We start from the raw sequence: 24895 nt of genomic DNA on the forward strand, positions 1-24895 counted from the left end.
GGGGGACGTCACCGGATTCGACCCGGGACCAGGCGGCGGTCACGGCTTGGCCTCCAGTTCGTGGTAGCGAGGGACGTCACCGGACTCGACCCGGGACCAGGCGGCGGCGAAGAGGCCGGGCAGCGTCCGCGGGACGATCCGGTGACCGTTCGCCCACACGTACAGTGACTGCTTCCAGGTCTCCACCGGCAGGGACGGCGCTTTCGCCGGAACCCAGCCACCGGGCAGGAACACCGGGCGTCCCGCACGTTCCCGCTTGGCGGTCACCACCACGCCGGCCGTGATCAGCGCCTCGCGGGCCTTGCGCAGCTGCGCCGGTTTCCAGCCGTTCCACGCTTGTACAGCCTTGTCGGTCGGGTCCGGCAGGGCGAGGAGCTGCAGATAGTACGCCGCCGCGTCCGCACCACAGCCCACCCGCGTGTCGACCGCGGCCACCAGGCCCGGCACGCTGACCCGTGGGTTGTGCGGCTCGCCGGTGGCGCCTTCCGGGGTGGTCAGCACCCCTTCGAGCCAGCCTGCGAGCAGCACCCGCAACGCGTCGCCGTACTCGTCGTCGATGAAGCCGAGCGCCGGGTCGTCCGGCCCGCTCAGTTTCGCCGGGGCGACGTGGTGGATGCCGTGGTCGGGGAGGCCGGTGTAGTTCCCGTCGACCAGGGCGGGCCCGGCGTCCGGCCGCGAGTCCAGCCGGTGCATCCCGGATCCGGTGAGCAGGAGCGGGTTGGCCAGCCGGGCCCGGGTGAGCCGCAGCGCCTCGGGCAGCGTGGCCCGGACGGGGTCGCCCCAGGGCAGGTGATATGCCAGCCACGGCAGGGCGACCGCGAGGCGCCGAGCCCACTCGCTGCTGAACGGGACGCCCTCGTCCGCGGTGGTGGTCAGGTTCCAGTAGCCCTCGGATCTGCTGCGGCCGTCGGTGGTCAGCCAGTCACCGGCCGACGGTGCCACGATCACCCGGAGCACCTCGGCGGCGTGAGCGCCGCCCACCACTCGGGCCAGTTCGCCGACCAGGGATTCCGGCACGGTCACCCGCCGCCCGCGGATCCGGATCCACACCTCGGCGACCGCCGCCACGTCCGGCCCGTGTTCCCACAGGGCGGCCGGGTCGGTGGGCATCGCCGCGTCGAGCAGGGCGATCCGTTCCTGCCCGGTCAGCGGTTGCAGCCCGGCCCGCCCCACCTTGGCCTGCTGCGCGGTGAGGCCGAGGACCGCGCGCTGCTCGGCGGTCAGGAAGGTCGCCTGCCAGGTGGCGATCCCGGGCAGACCGGCCAGCAGCAGTGCCGCCTCGGGCCGGGTCATCCCGGTCGCCGCGGCCAGGGCTTCGGCCGCCTCGGGGCGCCACGGCGCCGGGCCGCGTTCGCGCAGCAGGGTGGTGAACGCGGCGACCCGGTCACCGGACAGCCGGGTGCCGGGGCCTGACTCGGTCTCCAGCAGGGTCTCCGGCGGCAGGGTGAACGTCCCGCCGGGTGCGGACTGCAGGACCGCGCGCCGCCAGGTCTTCGACGACCAGTATGAGCCGTATCCGGGTGGGAAGAGGACGCTGACCTGGTCGCCGTCGCGGTGCACCCGGACGGTGCGGCCCTCCTGATGCGGTTGGGTCACCTCGATCAGCCGGATCGGCGTGCCCGCACCGGCGAGCGGGGTGCCGGCCACGGTGTCGAGGAAGACGGCCAGCGCGTCCCGGTCCTCCGCCGGGGTGACCGGTGACGCCGCCCGCAGCGCCACCGCGCCGAGGCCGGTGAGCAGCAGCGGCCAGCCCTCGTCGGTGTCCGGGAGCGCCTCATGGTCCGGCCCGCCGGCCGGACCGAACAGCGCGCCGACCCGGCTGATCTGCTCGATGACCCGGTGGGAGAGATCGGCGCTCCCGCTGTAGTAGTGGGAGACGTCGCCGAGCCCGGCCCACGCTTTCGTCAGCGCGCCGTCGGTGATCTCCGGCGTGGCCCGTACGGCGCCGGCCGGGCCGGACAGCAGCCCGGTGACGGTGGCGAGCCGGGCCCGCAGGCGTGCCGCGGTCGCGACGACCGTGGCGATCCCGCCGCGCAGGGTCGCGTCACCGACCTCCGGGAGAAGCTCGGCCACGGCGGCGACAGCAGCGGCTCGCCGGGCCGCGGCGCCGGGGTCGGTACCGCCGGGCTGGATGGCCGTGCTGATGAGACCGGTGACCGGAGACAGGGTCACCCCGGTGGCGACGACGGGAACCGTCTCGCCGGCGGAGGGGGTCGCGGCGAGCAGTTTCGCCGCCCGCACGGTGTCGAGCCCGCGCAGCACCGTAGAACCGGCCTCGTCGCGCGCCCGGGCCGCGTGCAGCCAGGCCAGCGGCGGCAGCAGACTGGTGGCGTCACCGCGCCGGGCGAGCTGGAACATACCGTCGGCCGTCCACACGTGCAGGTCGTCGTGGCGGTAGCTGCTCACCCGGCTCACCGGCAGGAACTCCTGCGATCCCGGCAGCCGCAGCGCCCCGGCGAGCAGGTGCCCGCCCCGGCCGTGCTGTCCGAGCCGGTCCGGGCCGGCGGACGGGAGGACGACCCGCCGGCCGTCCACGCCGTCACCGGTCTGCGACCCGTCGGCGGCTATCGTCGTGCGCCACCCGGCGAGGCCGTCCGCCCAGCCCAGCGGTGATCCGGCGAACGCGGCCGGGGTGGGCCGCAGCCGGCACGCCTGCGGGAGGAGCTCGCCCCTGGCGGCGGCGAAGAACGCCGGGACACTGACCCGGCCCACCTCCCCGGTCCGCGGATCGAACTCGCGCCACCGCCACGCCGGCGGACCGTCGCCGGCGGACACCCATTCGCACCGCCAGAACGCCTCGCCGTCGCCGGCCAGCAGGTAGGCGTCGGCGGGGCCCCGGGTGTCACCCGGGTGCAGCGGCCGGACGCCGGTGCTCAGCCCACCGCCGGGCACCGGCAGCGGTTCCGGGGTGACGCCCCAGCCGACCGCGTTGGCCGGGACGACGCCTTCGACGATCTCGTCCGGCCGCGACGACCAGTAGCCGGGGTTCGCCTGCGGCGCGTGCCAGCCCACGAACAGGTCGCCGTCGACGTACCGGCAGTACGCGTGTGAGTGGCGTGCCGGGGCCAGCGGGTCACCGGCCGGCGGGAGGCGGAACACGTGTTCGGTGACCGTGCCGTCCGGCTCGATCACGAACGCCGTCCGGTCGTCGTGCACCACCAGCTCCGGCCACGACTCGCCGATGGTGATGCTCCTCAGCTGTTGCACCGCCGACTCGTAAGCCGGCCAGGCCAGCTCGTCGAGCACACCGGCCCGCAGCGTCCGGGCGAGCAGCGCGTCCAGATCGATCGCGGACAGCAGCCGAAACGCTTCGGGGGCGAGCGCCATCCCGGTCGGCGACCAGAGCGGGGCCAGGTCGATCAGGTCCTGGTGGAGGCTGGCGACCGTGCCGTTCCCGGCCGTCCGGGCGGTGGCGGTGACCAGCGCGACCAACGCCCGCCGTACGCCGTCTGCCCCGAACGCCTGCCGGATCGTCTGCTCGGGCAGCGCCGGACTGGTCAGGAACACCCCGTCGCGCAGGCGCAGGATCGCCCGGCGCACCCCGGTGGCCAGCATCGGGGCGAGCACCGGGTCGTCCGCGATGGCGGACAGCTCCCGGCGGCCGGGCCGGTCGTCCTCGGCCCACTCGGCGACGTCGAGGGGCCCGTCGCCGAGACCGCGGGAGAACCCTGCGCGGACCCCGCCGGACAGGCAGAGGTCCAGGATGTCGAGGTCGGCACCGCCGGGATACGGCGCGATGGTGATGGTGTCCTGCCGAGCCAGCGCGGGCAGCATCCGCTCGATCAGCGCCAGCAGACCGGCGTTGCGCTTGCGGGCGGACCGGCCCATCGACCAGCGGCCGGCGAGGAAACGCTCCAGCCAGTGGGCGGCGGTCCCGGACGAGGTGGTCAGGATCTCGGTCGCCCCGGTGGCCTCCAGCAACTCCAGCCACTGGTCGGTGACGTCGACGTCCCAGCCCGGCGGATCCGGGATGATCGCGAGGAGCCGTTCGCGGATTCCGGTGTCCGTCGCACCGAGCCGGACCAGCGCCTTGCGGTACGCCTTCCACACCGACGGATGTGACCGGGCCATGGCCGGGTAGGTCAGCAGCCGGGCGAGCACCTCGTCGGTCTGCTCCTCGGGGTCGAGACCGGCCGTCTTGGCCAGCCGGGCCAGGTCGGCGGCCATCGATACGTGCGGCGCCAGACCACCCGCGACCCGTCGCACCGCGAGCGTGCGAACCAACTCGTACGCCTCCAGGGCCGGCCGTCGCACCGCCACACCCCGGGAGTACTCCGCGAGCATCGCCGCGGTCAGCGCCCCGGCGAACGCGAACTCCAGATGCACGTCCCGCAGCCGGTCCTCGTCGACGGCCAGCCCGTGGACCTGCTCGGCCCGGCGCGCCGCGGTGAAGCAGGTGCCGGCCATCCGCTGGTTGTCGGCGGCCAGGAACGCCCGCCCGGCCTGCTCCCAGAAGGTCGGCAGGAACGCCGGGGCGGCCGCGCCGAGCCGGTCGGCCAGCGCGTCGTAACCCTCCTTGGCGTTGCCCGGTTTGCTACGGGCCACCCGGGCGAGTTTCTCCATCTCCTTGACCAGGGCGAGCGCGTGGCGCCCGTTGGCCGGGTCGTGGACCAGCGCCCACGCCGGGAACCCCAGCGCCTGCCGCCGGGCGTGCCCGACGGTCACCGGCTCACCCGCCTGGAACCCGAGGAACTCCATCGTCAGGTCCTCGGCCGGGCCGACGGTGGCGCCGACCAGCCGGACCACCGTGCGCCCCGCGAGCGCCGGATGACGGTAGGTGCGGGCGGTCATCGTGTCGAGGGCGGCGCCCTCCGCCGTGCCGGGAAGAATCGCGCCGGCCTCCAGCAGGGTCTCACTCATCGTCGCGCTCCACTCCACCGCTGTGCAGCAGGGCGGCCATCCGCAGCCCCTCGGACCAGGCCACCGGCGGCACCGCGGCCGCGGCCACGGACTCACCGGCCACGTCGGCGAAGGACAACTCGCCGACCTCGGTCTCCTCGGAAGGGTCGCCCTCACCGATCCACACCGACGCGACGATCGTGTCGCCCGCCTCCCAGACCCGGCAGACGGCCGTGCCGCCCTGCACCCGGTAGCCCGCGGAGACCGCCCGCGACTGCGCGTGCCGCAGCTCCTTGTACCGCGCCCCGGTGTAGCGGGCCAGCTCGGACCGGCGCCCGGCATCGTCGGCCGGCCGGTGCCACACCTCGCGGAAGAGCTGCAGCATGCCCTGCTCCACACCGAGGTCGCCGGCGAACTCGCGCAGGTCCTCCAGGTCGGGCAGCAGCACCGGGTGGGGGATCGCGACACTGGCCGCGGTGATCCGGGCCGACTCGCCGTCCAGGTCGACGACGCCCAGGCCGGAGCCGTCGGCGTCGCGCAGCAGCCCGGCGGACGCCACGTCCCAGCCGCCGGCGTCGTCCACCGGCACGATCACCACGTCGCGCAGCAGCGCCCGCCACGACTCGTCCGCCCAGACCTGGGCGATGACCGCCGTCGGGACCGGCAGCGAGCGGATCATCCACCGCTCGGCCTCGGCCCGGCAGGTCGCCTCGTGCCGGCGCAGCCACTCGACCAGCTGCCGCAGGCCGGTCACCGCCTCATGGTCCTTCAACGCCTTGGGCAGGCTCTTGAGCGCCTTGCCCTGCGCGGTGCGCGCGACGACTCTGCCCCCGTCGACGCTTATCTCGTAGTCGGCCCCCGCCGGCACCCAGCCCATCGCCATCCCCTCGCCGAGAAACGTGAGGCGCATGCTGCCACCGGGGTCCGACATTTTTCGTCAGCCGGGTTCGAGCGCTGCCCGCGCGTGCTCGCGGACCAGCTCGTCGGAGTCGTCGGTCCAGTGTTCGAGCAGGCCGCGGACCTCCGGCCGGTCGATCCGGCCGACCACGGCCACCTCGAGCGACCCGACCCGCGGCATCTGCGCCACGTCCGCCACGAACAGATCCGGATGCGCCAGGGCCACCGCCGCCACGATCACCGACCACGCGTCGTGGATCTCCATGGAGTGCCGCTGCCGGATCGCCGCCGACACCGGTTTCGGTATCGGCGTACGCCCGTAGTAGATGGAGGTGACCCGGCGGTAGGCCGCCGGGCCGAACCCGGTGAGCACCCGCAGCCGGGCCGGGGTGGGATCGGTCAGACAGGCCGCGAGGGCGTCGTCACAGGCGTTGTCCACACCGGCGACGGTACCGACGATCTCAGGCCAGCAGGGCCTCTCTCATCTCCTTGCCCGGGTTGAATCCGCCGATCTGCCAGTCTCCGGCGGCGTCGAGCACCGGGACGGTGTTGTTGCGGCGCATGAGCTCACGCACCGGCGGCGGCAGCGGGGGCGGGTCACCCATGGCGTCACGGACCCACCGGGCGGCGTCGATCAGCCGGGCGGCGAGCGCTGCCGCGTCCGCGTCCACGCGTACCCGGCCGAACTCCCATCCGGCGAAGGTCAGGTCCAGGATCTCCATCAGGTGCTCCAGCAGCGGCCCCGGGTCGTTGACCTGGATGGCCCGCTTCGCCTGCCCGCCGACGACGGTCACCGCCGCGTTGACCTGGATGTAGGGGTGCAGCCCACCGGGCAGCGCGAACATCGGGTACCGCAGATTGTGCCCGGCGTGCTTCCACAGCGGCCGGTAACTGCGCCGGTTGAACGGCATCCGCCCACCGACCTGCGCGGTCAGATCCGCGAACGCGCCGTCGGCCACCTCCCGCAGGATCGCGGCGGCGACCAGCAGGCCGTCGTCACCCTGCAACTGCCGCCCGGCCGCCTCCGCCTGGTCGGCGAAACCGCCGGCCACGTGCACCCCGTACCGTTCCCGCATCGTGTGCAGGAGAGCCTGCGCCCGTTCCGGGTCGTGCTGTTGCCGTTGCTCGTCCCGACCGAACCGGAACCACCGCATGTCGCCTCGCCTCACGCCGCCTGCAGAACCCGGCAATGCTAACGAAAGATCCGGAGACTTCCTTGTTCCGGGAAGCCTGAGGGGTGTGGGGTCGACTCGTACTTTCGGACACCTTTATCGTTCGGGATCAACATCTGGCACTCGGCGCGCGTCTATGCCGAAGGGGCTGATCGACCTGAGGGAGACAAGGTGATTCGGCAGTGGAGCCGGGCCGCGGTCCGGGTGGCATCCGTCGGTCTGCTGGTCGCGGGCACGATCGCCGGCGTCTACGTCGGCCAGCAGCGCCAGACGCAGGAGGCCGGTGAACGCTCGCAACTGACCGCGGCGGCCACCGCGGAGGAGAACCGTCTCCTCAAGGAACGGCACGGCCGGCAGATCGCCGCCCGCGCCTTCCGCGACGCGGCCGAGGACCGTGCGGCGGAGAAGGCGGCGACGATCGCCAAGACCGCCGCCACCGAGGCCGGCGACCTGGAGAAGAAGCGCAAGGCGAAGATCGAGCAGGAGAAGAAGGAGAAGGAGGCCGAGGAGCAGAAGGCCAGCGGTTCCGTGCCCTTCGACGGTGAGATCCCGGCATCCTGCAGCGAATTCAAGGGAAACCGCGCCACCGGCTGCGCCCTGATGCTGGAGAAGGGCTTCGCCATCGCCGAATTCCCCTGCCTGAACAACCTGTGGAACAAGGAGTCCGGCTGGAACCACCTGGCCGAGAACCCCAACTCCGGCGCTTACGGCATTCCCCAGGCATTCCCCGGCGACAAGATGGGCACCATCGCCGACGACTGGCGCATCAACGCCGCCACCCAGATCAAGTGGGGCCTGGGCTACATCAAGGGCCGCTACCAGAGCCCGTGCGGAGCCTGGACCTACTGGCAGAACAACCACAGCTACTGAAACCATTTCTCTGGTACGCGTGACGACACGTCCCTGACCACCGCGGCCATGCGGCGCGGGGGAGCTCCGGCGGCGTGGACGTCAGACGGCGGTGCCGGGAGGTACCTCTTCTCCCGGCACCGCCGTTTCACCGTCTGACGCCACCACCACGACCGCACCCGGAGAGCCCGAGGTGCAGCGGGGTGAGAGGACTTCGCAGATCCCCTTCCGAGCAATACGGCCGACATTGCGGAACCTCTCCCGCTGAGCCGTGGGCAGCCCCCTTATCCTGCCGTGATGACGGATTCCTCAGGCGATCTCCCGGCCGGCGTCAGCTGCTCGACACCGCTCGTCCAGGCCGCTCTGCGGCATGCCTTTCGGGAACTCGCCGGCGACAGCAGCGGTCACGATCGGCACCATGTCGTCCGTGTCTACCGGATGGCGCAGCGGCTTGCCGACGCTGAGGGCGCCGACCGGGAGGCCGTGGAACTCGTCGCCGCGCTGCACGACGTCAAGGACTTCAAGTTCACCGGCGACGACATGTCCGGCGCGCGGGAGGCGCGGCGCTGGCTGGCCGGGCAGGGCGTGGACGACACCATGATCGACCTGGTCGCGGAGAACGTCGCCGGCATCTCCTTCAAGGGGGCGGGCACTCCGGCTCGGCCCCTCACCCTCGAGGGGATGTGCGTTCAGGACGCGGACCGACTCGACGCCATGGGGGCGATCGGCATCGCTCGCTGTTTCGCATACGGCGGAACCACGGGACGTCCCCTGCACGACCCGGCCACCGCCGTCGCCGAACACACCACGACCGACCAGTACCTACGGCACCAGGGCACGAGCATCAACCATTTCCACGAGAAGTTGCTGCTCCTCAAGGATCGCCTGAACACCGAGTCGGCAAAGAGGATCGCGACCGGCCGGCATGCCTTCATGGAGTCGTTTCTCCAGCAGTTCCACGACGAGTGGGAAGAGGGCTTCGTCATCCGCGACGTCGACGAGCCGTACGGCATCGCCGCCGGCTGACGGGGGTGCCGGTCAAACCGGTGGTCCGGCGGCCTCGCCAGACACGTCTCGTGGTCAGGCCGCGAAGCCCGTGCGCGTGGTGACTTCAGGCGCGCTGGGCGCCCGAGGTCACCACGCCCGTGGTGGAGCGTGGTGATTGTGGGCGTGCTGGGCGCCCGAAGTCACCACGCGGACGTTGACCGCGAAACGTGGCTAGTCTGCCGGGATGTCGATCTCTTCGGGGCTGACCGGGTTCGCGGTGTCGCGCTGGGGGGACGATCCCTGGGCGCTCGGCTCGTGGAGCCTCATCGGCCGGCACGGCACACCCCGGGACAGGATCGGATTGGGTACGCCGGTGAGCACCCGTCTACGGATCGCGGGTGAGGCCACCCACCCGACCCGGGCCGGGATGACCCACGGCGCCTACGAGCAGGGTGCCGACGCCGGGGCGTGGGCCGCCGGGCTCGGCCATCGGCGGGTGGCGGTCGTCGGCGCCGGGATGGCGGGGCTCGCGGCGGCCCGGGCGCTGGTGGCCCGCGGTGTCGAGGCGGTGGTGTTCGAGGCGCGGGACAGGATCGGCGGGCGGACCGCCGGGGTGGACGTCGGCGGCACCGGGTTCGACCTGGGCGCCAACTGGCTCCAGCAGTACGACGACAACGTGCTGGCCCGTCTCGCCGAACAGTGTGGCCTGACCGTGGTGGCCACCGATTTCACCGACCCGCTGGTGCTCGGATCCGCAGTGTCGACTACGAAAACGGATGCGGCGGGTCTGGAGGACGAACTGCGGTCCCGTCTGGCCGCGGCTCCGGCGGACGCGAGCATCCAGGACGTGCTCGACGACTGGCTGCGTTCGCCCGCCCCGTGGGCCCCGGACGTGATCCGCCGGTTCGTCGACGCGGAGATCGTGATGGACACCGGCGCGCCGCTGTCGTGGCTCAGCGCACGGCACGGGTTCGAGCCGGGAGTCGGCGAGGGCGACCGCTGGATCGTCGGCGGATACCGCCTGCTCACGGATCATCTGGCCGCGGGTTTGGACATCCGGCTGTCGCATCCTGTGTACCGGATCGAGATCGACCGGCAGGTCACGGTGAACGGTGAGGACTCCTACGACGCCGTGATCGTCACTGTTCCCGTTCCGGTCCTGGCGGCGGGGACGATCCTCTTCGACCCGCCCCTGCCCGCCGCACACCGGACCGCGTTGGATCATCTCGGGGCGGGCCGCGTGGAGAAGGTGATCCTCCGCTTCGACCGCCGTTTCTGGCCCGTACACGGCTACTACCGAGTCCACGGCCCCGAACCCACCTCGGTCAGCGAATGGCTGGATGCCACCCCCGCCGACGGCATCCCCACGCTGGTGGGCCTCTTCGCCGGCCCGTGGCTGGCCGGGCTCTGGACGGGCACCGACTCCGCCGTGGCCCGCGGAGCCGCCGCCGTCTTCAGGGCCGCGTCGGCGGGACACGACTGCGGGTGGTGACGCCGGGGCAGCAGGAGCGTGCCCCGGCTGTTCCGGGTTGAGGCGGTCCCGGTGGGGGTTTCTCCGCGTCTCCCGAGAACGTCCATCTGGTGTCCATGAATCGTTTATCCGGGTTGCCAAGTCGGAAAATGAACCGGTTCAGCGAAACTGCGTAACATCGCCGAAACGCGACCCGGGCCGGTGATTAAGCGCACACCGTGACCGGCGCGCTGCTCAGGGCTTCGATGTGCCTTCTTCCGAGGGTCGCAGCCTTGACGATCCCTCCGGGTGCGCACCACTGTGGATGGCGCACCCCGAATGGGACCGCTCCCATTTCTGAAGCGTTCGTGATTGCTGGCGGGCCGCCGCGAACGACATCGAAACTCACGTTGTCACCGGGCGTTCCACCCTGCCCGAAAAACGGAGAAGGAAAGGCCGGCAATGAGCTCAAGCGTCGTCCACAGGCCCGCGACGGGTCTGCCCGAGTACTCCGGAGAGGGGATCTACCTGCAGGTACGCGGTGAGCGTCTGCTCGACTGCGCATCCGGCACCTTCAACGTCCCGCTCGGCTACTCGGCCCGGGAGGTCATCGACGCACTTCATGACCAACTCGACCGGGTCGTCCATCTCTCGTCCGATTTCACCCGGGACAAGTCGGCTTCGATATTCGAACTGATGCGACCAGACCTGCCATCCCATATCGGGGCCTTCTGGTTCCGGGACATCACCGGATCCGGCGCCAACGAGGCGGCCATCCGGATCGCCCAGAAAGCGACCGGACGTACCGATGTGTTCTCGCTCTTCCTGTCGCATCACGGACAGAGCGTGGCCACCACCGGAATCTCCGGCAACGCTTTCCGGCAGCGCGGATTCTCGCTGCCGTTCGCCACCTCGGTGAAGATCCCGGCGCCGGACTGCGGCAACTGCTTCTACCGGCAGGACCCGGCGACCTGCGGCATGCTGTGCGCCCGCCGGATCGAGGACTTCGCCGAGTACGCGTCGAGCGGCCGGGTCGCCGCCCTGATGATCGAGCCGGTGCTCGGCAACGGCGGCAACGTGATCCCGCCGCCCGGATACTTCCGTGTCCTGCGGGAGACCTGCGACAAGCTCGGCATCCTGATCATCGCCGACGAGGTGCAGACCGGATTCGGGCGGACCGGCTCGTTCCTGGCGTCCACCGGGTTCGCCGCCGACCTGAAACCGGACATCATCACGTTCGCCAAGGGCGCCGGCGGTGTCGGCATCCCGGTTGCCGGCGTGCTCATGCGCCCGGAACTGGATGTGCTCGAACCGTGGGAGCACTCCAGCACCTCCGGCGCGAACCCGCTGGCACTGGTCGCCCTCGAGGAGACGGTTCGCTACCTGCGGCGGCACCGGGTGCTGGACAACGTCGCCGCGGTCTCCGGCCCGCTGCTGCGCGGCCTGCACGACCTGTCCCGGGCGTTCCCGGCGATCACCGGGGTCCGCGGTGTCGGCCTGATGACCGCGTTCGACCTGCCGACCAGCGTCGACGTCAAGGAGTTCATCACCGCCGGTCGCCGGCACGGCCTGCTGCTGCGCGGCAGCCGCTACGGCTTCGGCCGCACCGTCAAGATCCGCCCACCGCTGATCATCACCCGCACCGAGGTGGACGACCTGCTGACCCGCCTGTTCGCCACCGCGAAGGAGACCCGGCTGTGAAAGCACTCAAGTACCGCGGCGCCTGGGACGTCACCCTGGACGAGGTCCCGGATCTGCACGTCACCGGCGACGACGACGTCGTCGTGGAGATCGCGTACTGCGGGATCTGCGGCACCGACCTGGGCATCGCCTCCGGGGCGTACCCGGTGGCCGTTCCCGGCACCACGCTCGGCCACGAGGCCAGCGGCATCGTCGCGGAGATCGGTGACGCGGTCACCGGGCTGGCCGTCGGCGACCGCGTCGTGATCAACCCGACGCCGTACTGCGGGCGCTGCCGGATGTGCCGGACCCAGCGCATCAACCACTGCGTCAACAAGCTCGGCACCGAGAGTGGTGTCAGCTACGACGGCGCGTACGCCGGCCGGTTCCGCACCACGTCCGGCTTCATCCACCCCGTACCCGATCATGTGAGTCTGCGCGCCGCGGCCCTGACCGAACCGCTGAGCTGTGTGGTGGCCGGCGCGCGCAAGCTGCAGCCGCCGGGTCTGACCGCGCACACCTTCGTGATCGGCGCCGGTCCTCTGGGCCTGCTCTACACCTGGGTGCTGTCGCTGCGCGGGCTGACACCGGTGGTCGTCGAGCACTCGCCGGCCCGGCTGGCGTTCGCCCGGGACCGGCTCCCGGTCGGCAGCGCCGTCTACGGGTCGCTGGCCGAGGCCCGCGCCAAGCACTTCGGCGACCCGGACGCGCCGCTCGACGTGGTCGTGGACACCACCTCGCACCTGCTGGAGGAACTGTTCCCGCAGATGGCGCACGGTGGCACGTACATGTCGATCGGCCTCAAGGAGAAGGTCGCCGCGATCGACACGATGCTGCTCGCCGACCGCAGCCTGTCGGTGATCGGCTCGATCGACTCGCTGCACGGGTCGTTCGTCGAAGCGCTTCACCTGATCACCAGCGGGCGGGTGCCGGCCGAGCGCCTGGTCAGTCACGTGGTGCCGCTGGAGGACTACCGGACCGGGTTCGCGGCACTGGGCTGTGATCTCGACGCGCGAGTGTTCGGCCCCGCCGACCAGGCCAGTTGCAAGGTGCTCGTGGCACCCGGAGGACGTCATGAGTGACCGGATCAGCGTCGTCGTCCCGTACCGCGGCAGGGGTGTGAATCTGCGGATCGCCCTGGCCGCGCTCGCCGACCAGCGGGACCCGGGCGAGGTCGAGGTGATCCTCGGGGTGCTCGACGACGACGAGATGGACGGGATCCACCGTGAGTTCCGGGACCGCCTCGACCTGGTCATCGTGCGCGGCTCGGGGCCGTGGCGGGTCGCCGCGGCGCGGAACCTGGCGCTGCGCCAGGCGAGCGGGCGGACCGTGGTGCTGATGGACGCGGACATGGCCCTGCCGCCGGGCTGCCTGCGTGACCTGCGCGAAGCCCACGATCCGACGGTGTGCCTGGTCGGGCAGATGGTCGACTACGACAACAACACCGGTGACGTGTCGAGCGTGGACGTGCGGCCCTACGAGCACCACCGCAAGATCCTCGAGGATCTGCAGGAGACCGGGCCGGGGGATCTGGACCCACGGATGCGGACGCCGCACGTGATCCCGTGGTCCTTCGCGTGGACCGCGTTGATCGCCCTGCCCCGCGCGGCGGCCGTCGACTTCGACGAACATTTCGCGGGGTACGGGGTGGAAGACCTCGAGTGGGCCTACCGGGTGGCCCGTGGCGGGACACCGATCGTGATGGGGGAGCGGTTCTTCGGGCTGCACCTCCCGCATGTCCGCGACGTGGCCGCGAACCGGCGTGCCGAGGGGCCGAACTACCGGTACTTCCTGCGCACATGGCCGGACCACGACGTCGAGTTGGCGTGTGCGTTCGGCGACTTCGAGGCCAACGAGCTGGCGACCGACTTCCGTGAGGTCATCGGTGGGCGGGAGTTCGTGGTCGCCCGGGAGGGCCGGCGGCTCACCGTCGGCGCTGATGTCACGAGAAAAGCGGATGAGACGCTGCCGCTGGTCGGGCTCGCGCTGCCCTATGACGATCACAGCCTCGACGGGGTGACGATCGGCGAGGAGATCACGCGGCTTCCCGCCCGTTATCGGGACAAGGTACTGGCCGAGGCGCGACGGGTGACCCGCCCATGATCCACGAGTTGACGGCCGTGGCGGCGGCTGCGGCCCGCGCAGGCGGCAAGATCATTATAAATGCCGAGAAAGTGGTTCAGATCCGGCAGAAGTCTACGGCTACCGACCCGGTCACGGCCGTCGACCTCGCCGCGGAGTCCACGATCACCGGAATGATCACCATGGAACGCCCGGACGACGGCATCCTCGGCGAAGAGGGCGCCGACCGGGACAGCCGCTCCGGTCTGCGCTGGGTGATCGACCCCGTCGACGGCACCACCAACCTGCTCTACGACCTGCCGCACGTCACCGTCAGCGTCGCCTGCCAGCAGCGCGACACCGACGGCACCTGGCGAACCGTCGCCGGAGCCGTCCACGACCCGTACCGCGACGAACTGTTCACCGCGGGCCTCGGCCACGGCGCCTTCCGCAACGGCGAGAGGCTCACCGTCAACGACCCGGTGCCACGGGACCGGGCACTGATCGCGACCGGATTCGCGTACACCTCGGAGAGACGCACCCGGCAGGCGGCGATCCTGACCGGTCTCCTCGGCGTGGTCCGAGACCTCCGCAGCCACGGCAGTGCCGCCCTGGAGTTGTGCTGGCTCGCCGCCGGCCGCTGCGACGCCTATTACGAGGACGACCTGGCCCCCTGGGACTTCGCCGCCGGCGCGCTGATCGCCGCCGAGGCGGGCGCGGTCGTCACCCCGCTCGCCGCCGGCGTCCTGGCCGCCGGCCCAGCCCTGCATCCGGCTCTGAAGGAGCTCATCGCATGATCATCGACCGTGACCCGCCGCTGCTCCGCGCCGTCTTCTGGATCTACCTGACGGTCGTGCCGGTCTTCGCCGTCTGGCGTACCGCCGTCGTCGCCTGGGACGTCTGGTACGGCCCGCCGGCCTGGGCGGCCGAGATGTTCGCCGTGCTCACCACCACGATGTTCGTCCTGTCGCTGCGCCGCCGCAGCCACCCCGAACCACGCGCCGTCACCACGGTCACCGCGACCGTGGACATCCTGGTGCCGACCGTCAACGAGCCGCTCACCGTCCTGGAACCCACCGTGTTCGGCGCCCTGCGGGTCCGTGGCGTCCGCGACGTGATCGTCCTCGACGACGGCGTACGCCCGGAAGTCCACGCGATGGCCGAGCGCCTCGGCGCCCGCTACCTGCCGCGGGCCACCAGTGAGGGGGCGAAGGCCGGCAACCTCAACCACGGCCTGACCGTCTCCGACGCCGAGTTCGTGGTCACGCTCGACGCCGACCACATTCCGCTGCCGGAGTTCATCGAACAGACGCTCGCCTACTTCGACGACCCGTCGGTCGCGGTCGTCCAGTCACCGCAGTCGTTCTACAACACCGAGTCGTTCACGTTCCGCGACGGCGGCTGGCACGAGCAGCAGATGTTCTACGGTGGCGTGCAGCCCACCAAGAACACCACCAACAGCGCCATCTTCACCGGCACCTCGGCCATGCTGCGCCGCGCCGCCCTCGACCAGATCGGCGGTTTCGCCGTCGACACCTCCACCGAGGACATCCACACCTCACTGCGCCTGCACGCGCGCGGATGGCGCTCGATCTACCTGCAGCGACCGCTGGCGTACGGGCTGGAGGTCGAGAACCTGCGCGAGTACTACGGCACCCGCCGCCGCTGGGCGATCGGCAGTCTGCACCTGCTCCTGCGGCACCCGGACTCGCCGCTGCGGGTCCGCGGCCTGAGTCTCTGGCAGCGCCTCAACTACCTGAGCGCGATGGTCGCCCACTTCCAGGGCGTCAACCGGCTGATCTACCTGCTGGTCCCGGTCCTGGCGCTGACCACCGGCGTCGCGGCGGTCACCGGACCGTACGCCGTCTACGGTTTCGCCTTCCTGGCGTTCACCGTGTTCTCGCTGTGGACGGTGGTCCGATTCGGTCGCGGGCACTACCACATGCTGCACAGCGAATCGTTCGCCGTCGCCGACACGCTGCCGATGATCGCCGCGCTGGTTCCGGCGCTGGTGGGGGAGCGGCAGTTCGGGGTGACCGCCAAGCGGACCAGCCGGCGCACCGACCTGCGGCTCAAGCTTGCCTACCGCGGGTTCGCGGCACTCAACCTGGCGGCGCTGGCCTACGCGGTGGTCCGGCTGGTCCGCGGGGAGCACCTGGTGATCGCGGGCTGGTCGGCGGCGTTCCTGACCATGAGCGCGGTGTACGTGCTGGTCTTCCTCTACGGGATGGAACGCTACGAGCGGTCGCCGGTCACCCCGTGGTACGTCGACCTGACGCCGGAGCAGCTCTACCAGCGCATCGTCGCCGGACCGGTGACCACCCGGACACCCCGCCGTCCCGGTTCCGGCGCGGTGGCGGGACGACCGTCGGCGGCCCTGATCGCGGGATACGCCACCGGCGTCGCGGCGCCGGAGTCCGGCGACCCGGTGACGGCCGCATGACGACGCTCGGCGCGGTGTTCCTGCCGCACCTGCCACCGGAGCGTCTCCTGGGCATCGCCCGGACCGCCGACGAGGCCGGGCTCGAGGAACTCTGGCTGTGGGAGGACTGCTTCCTGCAGGGCGGGATCGCGGCGTCCGCCGCAGCCCTCGCCGCGACGAGCCGTCTGCGGATCGGCATCGGGATCCTGCCCGCGCCGCTGCGCAACGTGGCCCTGACCGCGATGGAACTCGCCACCCTGCACCGGATGTTCCCCGGGCGGCTGCTCGCCGGTGTCGGGCACGGCGTGCAGGACTGGATGGGCCAGGCCGGCGTGCGGGTCGACTCGCCGCTCACCCTGCTGCGCGAACAGATCACCGCCCTGCGCGGGCTGCTCGGCGGCGAGACGGTCACGATGGCCGGCCGGTATGTGCACCTCGACGGCGTGCGGCTCGACCATCCGCCGCTCGCTCCGGTGCCGATCCTGGCCGGGGCGAGCGGGCCGCGGACCCTGCGCCTGGCGGCGGAGCTGGCGGACGGTGTGATCCTCACCGGAGGGACCACTCCGGAGCAGGTGCGAAAGGTCCACGAGACCGTGGAATCCTATCGACGAAACCAGGGGAGGCGCAGCGCGTACAAAATCATCGTCTATCTCCACGCGGCGACCGGAAGCGATGCGGCGGCCCGGTTGGAAATCGAATGTGCCCGATGGGGATATCCGGCGGTGACCGACCGGACGGCCTGCGGTGATGCCGTCGCGATAGCGTCACAGGTGCGGCGATGGGCGGCGGCGGGCGCCGGCACGGTGGTTCTCCAGCCGACTCCCGACGATCAGAATCCCGACGATTTCGTACGCTTCGCCGCCCGCGAAGTCCGCCCTCTGGTGCTCTGACGTCGAGCTGTCGTGGAAGTCCCGTTCGCGGGGCGGTGACCCGGGTGCGCGACAACGCGCACGAGGTGGTGCCGGGGATGTCGTGGCGCGCCGGGGGAATGCGCGCACCCGGGTCGGGGTGAGGTCTGCTGGGTTAACATCCTGGAAATATAGGCAGACCATAAAATCGTGCATCCGCGAGCGTCAATGCTTTAGGCCTTGCAGGAATGTTGCAGTGACCCGGCCGGGTGACGGTGGCCCCGCGGGGACGCCGTCCGGGAAGACTCAAGCCCGCGCGTTTCCCGCCGATCGGGGTGCACGAGATGGGTCATCGGCGCGTGTGCACCGTCCTCGTGGCGGCCGGGTTGCTGCTCGGTTCCTGTTCCGAGCCGCAGGTGACGACCGAGGCGGTTCCGCCCCGGCCGGCGGGTTCGCCGACCCTGATCCTGGTCCGCCCGTCCCCGGCGGCACCGTCCAGCCGCCCGGTTCCCGCCGGGGCGGAGGCTGCCGCGGACCCGCCCTTGTCGTATTCGTCCTCTTCACCGCCTTCTGGGACTTCGGCTCCGTTGGCGGCGCCCGTCCCGACTCGGCACTCTCGTCCGGCCAAAAAGCCACAAGTACGGCAAAGTCTCGGCAATCCGCACCGCGTCGTGCCGCGAACGGTCAAGCCCCGCCGGACCGTCGAGCCCCGCCGGACCGTCAAACCGCGCCGGACCGTCAAACCGCGCCGGGCCCGGATCCGGAGTGTGCCCGTGCCACTGCGGATCATGCCGCTCGGCGACAGCATCACCTCCGGCGTCGGCGACCCGGCCCGCGACGGATACCGTCGTGACCTGCAGCAACGGTTCGCCGCCGCGGGTCAGCCGGTGGACTTCGTCGGCTCGCAGACCGACGGCTTCGCGGCGGACCGCAACCACGAGGGGCACGGCGGCTGGACCATCGACCAACTCGCCGTCCAAGCCGACACGTGGCTCGCCACCTACCGCCCCGACGTGATCCTGCTGCACATGGGCACCAACGACATCACCCGCCGCGAGGCGCCCGGGGTGGCCGCGGCGAAACTGTCCGCCCTGATCGACCAGATCCGCTGGACGGCGCCCGCCGCGCACCTCTACGTCGGCAAGATCATCGCCACCGGGGTGCCCGCCGAATCCCCGTCCAACCGGCGCTTCAACGACCTGATCCCCGGCATCGTGGCGGGAAAGGGCCCCCGCGTCCACGTGGTGGACCACTCCGGCGTCGACGGGGTGAGCCTCTACGACCGGCACCACCCGAACGAATACGGTTACTCCCGGATGTCCTACCGCTGGTACACGGCGATCCGGGCGACACTGCACCCGGAATGGCCGGTCACCGCAAACCCGTTCACGGTGGCCCGGGCCTACCTGTGCCATTGGGTGGGTGTCAGGGACTGCCGCTGGTGGCGCCGCACCACCGCGGCGGAATCCCGGCGAACGCCCGGACAGCGTCCGCGGCGGGTGGCCCGCTGGACCCCGGAACAACGCTGAAAAACGAGAACGGCGCCGTTTCCGGCGCCGCTCCCGAATGACGATGAAACGTCTATGCGTTCAGCACGATCATGGCGAGAACGGTGCCGAGCACCCCACCGGCGACACCGGCGGCCGCGGCGTACCAGCCCATCGGCTTGTCACCGAGGAACCCGGCCACCAGGCCGAGCACCAGTGCGGCCAGCCCGAACAGGACCGGCGCGAGGAACACCGCGACCGCGGCGAAGACAAACGCGATAATGGTGCACACGCGGGCGGCGGAAACGGTGCTGCGACGGCTGTTCGTCAGCTGGCTCATCAGTATTTCCTCCCCAGTGGAATCGTTGACGAACTATCTCTACCCACCGGCTCCCGGCGCTATGCACACCCTCCCCGAAAGGACGACCACCCCACGACCGCCGGCAGTGCTCGCCGATCACCCTCGGGTCATCGGCCTCGGGAAGAGACCCACTCACAGAAGCGGCTGTGCCAACTCCCGCACACCGTGCCCGGTCACCAGATCCCGGACCCGGTCGGTGTCGAACCACTCCCGCCACCGATCGGTGAAGACGAGTTCGCCGGGCGTCCACCGGGCAACGGCGAACTCTCCGTTGTGGAGCAGCACGCCGCTGTCACTGAACCGCTCGTGAATCGCGACGACGCTGGCCAGCATCAGGACGGTGTTCTCCGCACGTGTGTCTTCGGTGGCGAGATTGGCGAAGCGGAAAGTCGCCGTCACGCGATGCTCGAAGCCGAACAGCGCGGTCGTCTCGTCCCGATCGCCGGGCTCCACACGACGGGCCATCACCCGCAACCCGGCGCGGAGAACAGCCCGGCCCTCATCGTCCGGCGCACCACCGATCGACTCGGCGATCAGCGCACGTAGTTCCGCCGAACCGACCTCGGCGTCGCTCTGCAGGTCGAACTCGAGTGCCATCGAACTCTCACTCCGTGAAGGGATAGAAACGGGTGACCCGGCCGTCTTCGACGACCAGTATCTCCTCGAGGCCGGTGATCGGTTTACGGCGCAGGACGGCGGCCACCTCCTCCATCGTGCGGGAGGTGTCCGTCAGATTGAGGACGAGGCGGGACGCCTGACCCTCGGAGACCTTCTCACTCAGCTTGTTCCTGATCTTGTCCGCGTTGCCGCTCGTCGGCGCGTAGCAGTCGAAGTACTCGCCCTCGATCCGATAGTCGGGATTCGTGCCGTTGGCCTTGGTCGGCGGGTTCTGTTCCACGTCATAACCGTGCTGGACGAGGACGTCCGCCGATTCGTTCTCCCTCCGTAGACCACGATGTGTGTCCTTGGTCGGGTGCGCCTCTGTCCGGTCGCCGCGGGGGCGGCGGCCCGGGCCGGGCGGCATCGACGGTGGGGTGAAGGCCGTACCGCCTCCGCTGGTTCCGGCGGGGGTGTCGGCGGAGCGGGAGAGGTCGTCGGCCTTCATGCGGAGCTGGTCGAGGATCTTCTCGAGGCCGGTGATCCGGGATGTCAGGTGACGCAGGCTGTCCAGCAGAGACTGGACCAGGCGGCGGATGCGGCCGGCCCACTCCGAGACCAGGGCGGCCACCCGGCTGACCACGAACGGTGTGGCCGCGCCCAGGGTGAGGCCCTCCGCCGCGGCCCACGTCGGCAACCGGACCGCCAGCGTGGCGACGAACTCGGCGATCAGGTCGCGGACCAGGCCCCGGACCAGGGCGACGACCAGGCCGGCCCCTTCGACCGCTGCGCCGATGCCGCCGCTCGCGACGCTGATGCCGTCCAGCACTGCCAGGTTCTCCGCGGCGTGCCGGCGGTACGCGTCCGCCGAGGCCCCGTGCCATTCGGCGAGTTGCGTGGTGACCCGGTCCGCGTACGCCGTCCGCGTCGACGCCACCGAAGCGGCCACCGAGTGCCAGGTCGTGGCCTGCGCTGCCACCGCCGGAGCGTCCCCGGCGAGCCGGTCCAGTGTCTCCCGCAGCGGTTCGACATGGTCCAGCAACCATGCCACGCCCCACGCCGCCACCGTCCCCAGCGGATCCACCACCAGGGACAGCCCGTCCAGCGATGCCCCGAGCCCGCCCAGGGACACGTCGACCCAGCTGCCGTTCCGGATCCCGTCCGCGATGAGCGTCGCGTCGTCGAGGAGCGGAGCCGGCGCGGTCATCTCAGGTCCCGAGCCGACTCGCCGAGCGAAGCAGCCGACTGGTCGTCTGTCGAGACCAGCGAGGATACGGCGCCGCGCAGCCCGTACGCGGTCTCCTGCAACGATTCCGCGCTGCCCGCCATCGCGACCGCCGCCGCCTCGAACACCACCCCGAGGACCGTCGGCAGGAACCGGCACAGCTGCCCGTACGCGTCACCGCCCAGCGCCACCGACGCCACCGCCGACCGGGCCTCGAGGATGGCCTGCCCGGCGTCGTCCACCGCTTCCGCGTGGGCTGTCACCGCCGGGACGGGCAGCCGCACGTACTCAGCGGACATCGGGGTCGGGGTATCGGCGGGCGAAGGCGTCCAGCACCGCCTGCCCGGTGGCCGAGTCGCCGCCCACCGTGGACCGCACCTCGTCGGCGACCTGCTGGTTGAGGCGGTGCTGGGCGATCCGCATGACGGCCAGGATCTGCCGGGCGAGTCGCGGGTCGTCGAGGTGCAGGTCTTCGATCTGCCCGTTGGCGCCGACGGTCACCGAGACGGTTCCGTCGGCGCTGCGGGCCCGGGCGCTCACCCCGGACACCCGTTGTGCCAGTTCGGCGGCGAGGGCCGCCCGTGCGTCGACCCCGGCTTCCCAGGCGTCGAGCCATTCCTCGGCCGCGTCGATGTCGCGCATCGCGGTACGCCTCCCCGGGGTGATGACGGCTGTCACCCCGGTCTACAGGCGAACTCAGGGAACGGTTCAACGAAAGCCGATCAACATTCGATGACGTTGACGGCCAGCCCTCCGCGCGCGGTCTCCTTGTACTTGACCTTCATGTCGGCGCCGGTCTCCTTCATGGTCTTGATGACCTTGTCGAGGGACACGTGGTGCCGGCCGTCGCCGCGCAGTGCCATCCGGGCCGCGGTCACCGCTTTCACGGCAGCCATGCCGTTGCGTTCGATGCACGGGATCTGCACCAGGCCGCCGACCGGGTCGCAGGTCAGGCCCAGGTTGTGTTCCATGCCGATCTCGGCCGCGTTCTCCACCTGTTCCGGGGTGCCGCCGAGTACTTCGGCCAGCCCGGCGGCGGCCATCGCGCACGCCGATCCGACCTCACCCTGGCAGCCCACTTCGGCGCCGGAGATCGACGCGTTCTCCTTGAACAGCATGCCGATCGCTCCGGCGGTCAGCAGGAACCGGACGACGCCCTCGTCGGAGGCGCCCGGCACGAAGTCGGTGTAGTACCGCAGCACGGCGGGGATGATCCCGGCCGCGCCGTTGGTGGGCGCGGTGACGACCCGGCCTCCCGCCGCGTTCTCCTCGTTCACCGCCATTGCGTACGCCGTGAGCCACTCCATGGCCAGCGGGCCGGGATCGCCGGCCGCCCGCAGCTGGCGTGCCGTGGAGGCGGCCCGGCGACGGACTTTCAGCCCGCCGGGTAGCACCCCTTCGGCGTCCAGTCCGGCGTCCACGCAGTCGCGCATCACCGACCAGATCTTCAGCAGGCCGTCGCGGATCTGGTCGGGGCAGCGCCACGCGGTCTCGTTGGCCAGCATCAGGCGGGAGATCGACAGCCCGGTCACCTGGGTGAGTGCCAGCAGTTCGGCGCCCGAGAAGAACGGGTAGGGCAGGGACGTGTCGTCCGCGCGTACCCCGGAGGAGGTCTCATCCACCACGAAGCCGCCGCCGACCGAGAAGTAGGTCTTGCGGAGCAACTCGTCGCCGTCGTCACCGAGAGCCGTGAAGATCATGCCGTTGGGGTGGCCGGGCAGCGAGCGCCGGCGGTGCAGCACCAGGTCGACGCTGGTCCGGTCGCCGCCGGGCAGCAGTAGCGTCCCGGCTTCGTGGATCCGGGCGGCCCGTTCGTCGGCGGTGCCGACGTCCACGGTCTCCGGGTCGGATCCTTCCAGGCCGAGCAGCACCGCCTTGGGGGTGCCGTGCCCGTGGCCGGTGGCGCCCAGCGAGCCGAACAGTTCGGCCCGCACCGTGCGCAGGCCGGGCATTCCGGTCAGATGCCGGCTGAACATGCGGGCCGCGCGCATCGGCCCGACGGTGTGCGAGCTGGAGGGCCCGATGCCGACGGAGAACAGGTCGAATACCGAGACGGCCATGTGACAACTCCCGACGTCGTTGAGGGGAACGCGCCCATGGACACGGATCGGTCGCCGGTGCGGATCAAGGCGGGAGCATATGCCAACGAAGACCTTGACTGTCCGAGAGTGATCCTGAAACTCTACGTCGCGACCCGATCACGCGAGGTTTCCCCAGTCTCGCCCGGAGAAGGGGACGCGTTCGTGCTCAGCACCCTGATGGCCGATCCGAACCCGGCGGCCGTAGACCGATTCTGGTCGGCGGCAACCGCCGCCGGCACGCCACTGGTCGAGCCCCGTGACGACGGCAACGTCCTGGTCACCTTCCTCTGGCGGGGCGAGGCCCGGAGCACCCGCGCGTGGTGGAACATCGACGTGCCGTTGTCCCGTTTGCCCGGTACCGATCTGTGGGTCGGCTCGCACGTGTTCCCGGCCGACCTGCGCACGATCTACTATTTCCGCCACGACGGCACCGAAACCATGCCGTCCGGTCCCGGTGGTGCCGGGCCCACCCACATCGACGTCGCCAACCCGCGCCGCCTGCACATGCCCGCCGACCCGCTGGACCCCGCCGACCACGACTGCTGGGCGTCGCTGCTGGAGTTGCCGCAGGCGCCCGTACAACCGTGGTCGGGTGTGCTGCCCGGCGTCGGCCGGGGTGAGCTCACGACGGCGATGCTGGCGAGCGCCGCGCTGGGCGGTGAGCACCCGATCACGGTCTACCGCCCGGCCGGGGTGCTCGCGGCCGATCTTCCGGTCCTGGTCGTCTTCGACGGCCACCTGGGCCAGGCGCTGCTGAAGGCGCCGACCGTCCTGGACAACCTGATCGCCGCCGGGCGCATCCCGCCGGTCGCCGCCCTGTTCGTGCACACCTTCACCGACCGCCGCGACCGCGACCTGACCCCCGGCGACCCGATCGAGGCGTTCGTCACCGCGGAACTCCTGCCGTGGGCGCGCGCCCGGTTCGGCGTCGGCTCCCCGGCCGGCCACAATCTGGTCACCGGCGTCTCCCGGGGCGGCCTGGTCGCGACCTACCTGGGCCTGCGCCGCCCCGACCTGTTCACCGCGGTGATCGCCCAGTCCGGCAGCTTCTGGTGGCCGTCTCCGGCCGAGGGCGACCCGTGCCGCCTGATCCGCGACGTGCCCAGGATGCCGCCGGGCGACGTCGACTTCTACCTGGACGTCGGCGACCACGAGACGATCCCCGGTCCGGGCGGCGCACCGTCGCAGCTCACGGTCGGCCGGGGGATGCGCGACGCCCTGCGCGCCGCGGGCCGCCCGGTCACCTATCGGGAGTACTCGGGCGGCCACGACTACGCCTCGTGGCGTGGCACCTTCCCGGCGGGCCTGACCGCCTGCCTGGGCCGCTGACGAGCCTTCCTCGTCGAGCGCTGGAGGCCCGTCGTCGGCCGTATCGTGCCGACGACGGGTGGCATCAGGGCCGTGCGAGGAAGGCAGCGCTGTCAGAGGATCTGGTCAGGCGATCAGTTCGTCGATCGACTTGGCGGTGGCTGCCCGGTTGTTCGCGGTGTCAGGGTTCTCCGCGACCAGTCGTTCGGCGATCTCGGCGGCTCGTGGGTCGTCGTCGAACCGGAAGCTGATGAGCCCCTGAACAAGGCGCACGGCTGCTCGCCGGGCGCCGTCCCGGGCGCCTTCGTTGTACGCCTTCAGGGTGACGCTGGAATCACGCAGATCAAAGGCCATGGCTCTCCTCCAGAGTTCTTCTACTTTATCGCTGCTCAGACGGACGCCGGCAAGGGTGGACGTCATCCCGGCCAGGCTGTCGGCGGTGTCCTGGTCCGCCACGGTGCGGATCATTTTCAGGGCCGCTTCGAAGATGTCGAGTCGTTCGGTGTCCGAGGTGGCTTTGCCGAGGGCTGCCAGGGGTGCGGTGGACGGGTCGGCGAGCAGGGTGTTCGGGTTCATGTCCCGGACGTTGAAGACCGGTGCCCCGAAGGTGGCCTGGCCGTCGTCGAAGTCG

General features: G+C 71.1%; 22 protein-coding genes. 11 read left to right on the plus strand and 11 right to left on the minus strand.

Annotation, left to right across the window (positions count from 1 at the left end):
• Nucleotides 1-39: 39 nt before the first annotated feature.
• Genes QSK32_RS36240 through QSK32_RS36255 form a run of 4 tightly spaced genes read right to left on the minus strand, consistent with a single transcriptional unit; the run spans nt 40 to nt 6890 of the window.
• Entirely contained in the window at nt 40-4860 is a 4821-nt protein-coding gene (locus tag QSK32_RS36240; protein WP_285474471.1) for a hypothetical protein, read from the minus strand.
• Nucleotides 4853-5749, minus strand: coding sequence for a DUF4132 domain-containing protein (locus tag QSK32_RS36245; protein WP_285474472.1), 897 nt, complete (start codon nt 5747-5749; stop codon nt 4853-4855). Before QSK32_RS36245 ends, QSK32_RS36240 begins: the two co-directional genes overlap by 8 nt.
• A 27-nt stretch (nt 5750-5776) precedes the next feature.
• Nucleotides 5777-6175, minus strand: coding sequence for a hypothetical protein (locus QSK32_RS36250; protein ID WP_285474473.1), 399 nt, complete (start codon nt 6173-6175; stop codon nt 5777-5779).
• A 22-nt stretch (nt 6176-6197) separates the two neighbouring features.
• A complete protein-coding gene (locus QSK32_RS36255; RefSeq protein ID WP_285474474.1) occupies nt 6198-6890 on the minus strand; it encodes a hypothetical protein in 693 nt (230 codons plus the stop codon).
• A 189-nt stretch (nt 6891-7079) separates the two neighbouring features.
• Here QSK32_RS36255 and QSK32_RS36260 point away from each other — a divergent pair, with 189 nt between their 5' ends.
• The 10 genes from QSK32_RS36260 (at nt 7080) to QSK32_RS36305 (ending at nt 18734) form a co-directional block, all read left to right on the plus strand.
• A complete protein-coding gene (locus QSK32_RS36260) occupies nt 7080-7778 on the plus strand; it encodes an aggregation-promoting factor C-terminal-like domain-containing protein (protein ID WP_045743986.1) in 699 nt (232 codons plus the stop codon).
• A gap of 276 nt (nt 7779-8054) precedes the next feature.
• Nucleotides 8055-8783, plus strand: a complete 729-nt coding sequence (locus QSK32_RS36265; RefSeq protein WP_157411173.1) for an HD domain-containing protein — start codon at nt 8055-8057, stop codon at nt 8781-8783.
• Between the two features lie 205 nt (nt 8784-8988).
• On the plus strand, nt 8989-10236 hold the full coding sequence (locus QSK32_RS36270) for a flavin monoamine oxidase family protein (protein ID WP_285474475.1): 1248 nt from the start codon (nt 8989-8991) through the stop codon (nt 10234-10236).
• Nucleotides 10237-10656: 420 nt separating this feature from the next.
• Entirely contained in the window at nt 10657-11895 is a 1239-nt protein-coding gene (locus tag QSK32_RS36275) for an aspartate aminotransferase family protein (RefSeq protein ID WP_045743984.1), read from the plus strand.
• A complete protein-coding gene (locus tag QSK32_RS36280) occupies nt 11892-12956 on the plus strand; it encodes a zinc-dependent alcohol dehydrogenase (RefSeq protein ID WP_285474476.1) in 1065 nt (354 codons plus the stop codon). Before QSK32_RS36275 ends, QSK32_RS36280 begins: the two co-directional genes overlap by 4 nt.
• Nucleotides 12949-13977, plus strand: a complete 1029-nt coding sequence (locus QSK32_RS36285; RefSeq protein ID WP_285474477.1) for a glycosyltransferase family 2 protein — start codon at nt 12949-12951, stop codon at nt 13975-13977. The genes QSK32_RS36280 and QSK32_RS36285 overlap by 8 nt, the downstream gene beginning before the upstream one ends.
• Nucleotides 13974-14732: an inositol monophosphatase family protein gene (locus tag QSK32_RS36290; RefSeq protein ID WP_045743981.1), complete on the plus strand. Its 759-nt coding sequence runs from the start codon at nt 13974-13976 to the stop codon at nt 14730-14732. Before QSK32_RS36285 ends, QSK32_RS36290 begins: the two co-directional genes overlap by 4 nt.
• Nucleotides 14729-16378, plus strand: a complete 1650-nt coding sequence (locus QSK32_RS36295; RefSeq protein WP_285474478.1) for a glycosyltransferase family 2 protein — start codon at nt 14729-14731, stop codon at nt 16376-16378. The genes QSK32_RS36290 and QSK32_RS36295 overlap by 4 nt, the downstream gene beginning before the upstream one ends.
• Entirely contained in the window at nt 16375-17247 is an 873-nt protein-coding gene (locus tag QSK32_RS36300; RefSeq protein WP_285474479.1) for an LLM class flavin-dependent oxidoreductase, read from the plus strand. The genes QSK32_RS36295 and QSK32_RS36300 overlap by 4 nt, the downstream gene beginning before the upstream one ends.
• A gap of 731 nt (nt 17248-17978) precedes the next feature.
• Nucleotides 17979-18734, plus strand: coding sequence for an SGNH/GDSL hydrolase family protein (locus tag QSK32_RS36305; RefSeq protein ID WP_285474480.1), 756 nt, complete (start codon nt 17979-17981; stop codon nt 18732-18734).
• Nucleotides 18735-18786: 52 nt separating this feature from the next.
• Here QSK32_RS36305 and QSK32_RS36310 read toward each other — a convergent pair whose 3' ends face one another.
• From QSK32_RS36310 to QSK32_RS36335, 6 genes are all read right to left on the minus strand, one after another.
• Nucleotides 18787-19032, minus strand: a complete 246-nt coding sequence (locus QSK32_RS36310; protein ID WP_045743979.1) for a hypothetical protein — start codon at nt 19030-19032, stop codon at nt 18787-18789.
• Between the two features lie 153 nt (nt 19033-19185).
• Nucleotides 19186-19650, minus strand: coding sequence for a SitI3 family protein (locus QSK32_RS36315; RefSeq protein ID WP_045743978.1), 465 nt, complete (start codon nt 19648-19650; stop codon nt 19186-19188).
• Nucleotides 19651-19657: 7 nt separating this feature from the next.
• Entirely contained in the window at nt 19658-20857 is a 1200-nt protein-coding gene (locus tag QSK32_RS36320; protein ID WP_285474481.1) for a CdiA C-terminal domain-containing protein, read from the minus strand.
• Nucleotides 20854-21174 (minus strand): hypothetical protein, encoded by a 321-nt coding sequence (locus QSK32_RS36325; protein WP_052720694.1) that lies wholly within the window; start codon nt 21172-21174, stop codon nt 20854-20856. Before QSK32_RS36325 ends, QSK32_RS36320 begins: the two co-directional genes overlap by 4 nt.
• Nucleotides 21164-21517 (minus strand): YbaB/EbfC family nucleoid-associated protein, encoded by a 354-nt coding sequence (locus tag QSK32_RS36330; protein WP_052720693.1) that lies wholly within the window; start codon nt 21515-21517, stop codon nt 21164-21166. Before QSK32_RS36330 ends, QSK32_RS36325 begins: the two co-directional genes overlap by 11 nt.
• An 80-nt stretch (nt 21518-21597) precedes the next feature.
• Nucleotides 21598-22935: an L-serine ammonia-lyase gene (locus tag QSK32_RS36335; RefSeq protein ID WP_285474482.1), complete on the minus strand. Its 1338-nt coding sequence runs from the start codon at nt 22933-22935 to the stop codon at nt 21598-21600.
• 183 nt (nt 22936-23118) lie between these two features.
• Here QSK32_RS36335 and QSK32_RS36340 point away from each other — a divergent pair, with 183 nt between their 5' ends.
• The gene (locus QSK32_RS36340) at nt 23119-24285 is read left to right on the plus strand and encodes an alpha/beta hydrolase-fold protein (protein WP_285474483.1); all 1167 of its coding nucleotides are present in this window, start codon (nt 23119-23121) and stop codon (nt 24283-24285) included.
• A gap of 105 nt (nt 24286-24390) precedes the next feature.
• On the opposite strand, the gene QSK32_RS36345 is transcribed toward QSK32_RS36340, so the two are convergent.
• A partial coding sequence (locus QSK32_RS36345) for a hypothetical protein (RefSeq protein ID WP_285474484.1) occupies nt 24391-24895 on the minus strand: 505 nt, incomplete at its 5' end.

The organism is Actinoplanes sp. NBRC 101535, from assembly GCF_030269225.1.
In the GTDB taxonomy this organism is placed as follows: Bacteria; Actinomycetota; Actinomycetes; order Mycobacteriales; family Micromonosporaceae; genus Actinoplanes; species Actinoplanes rectilineatus.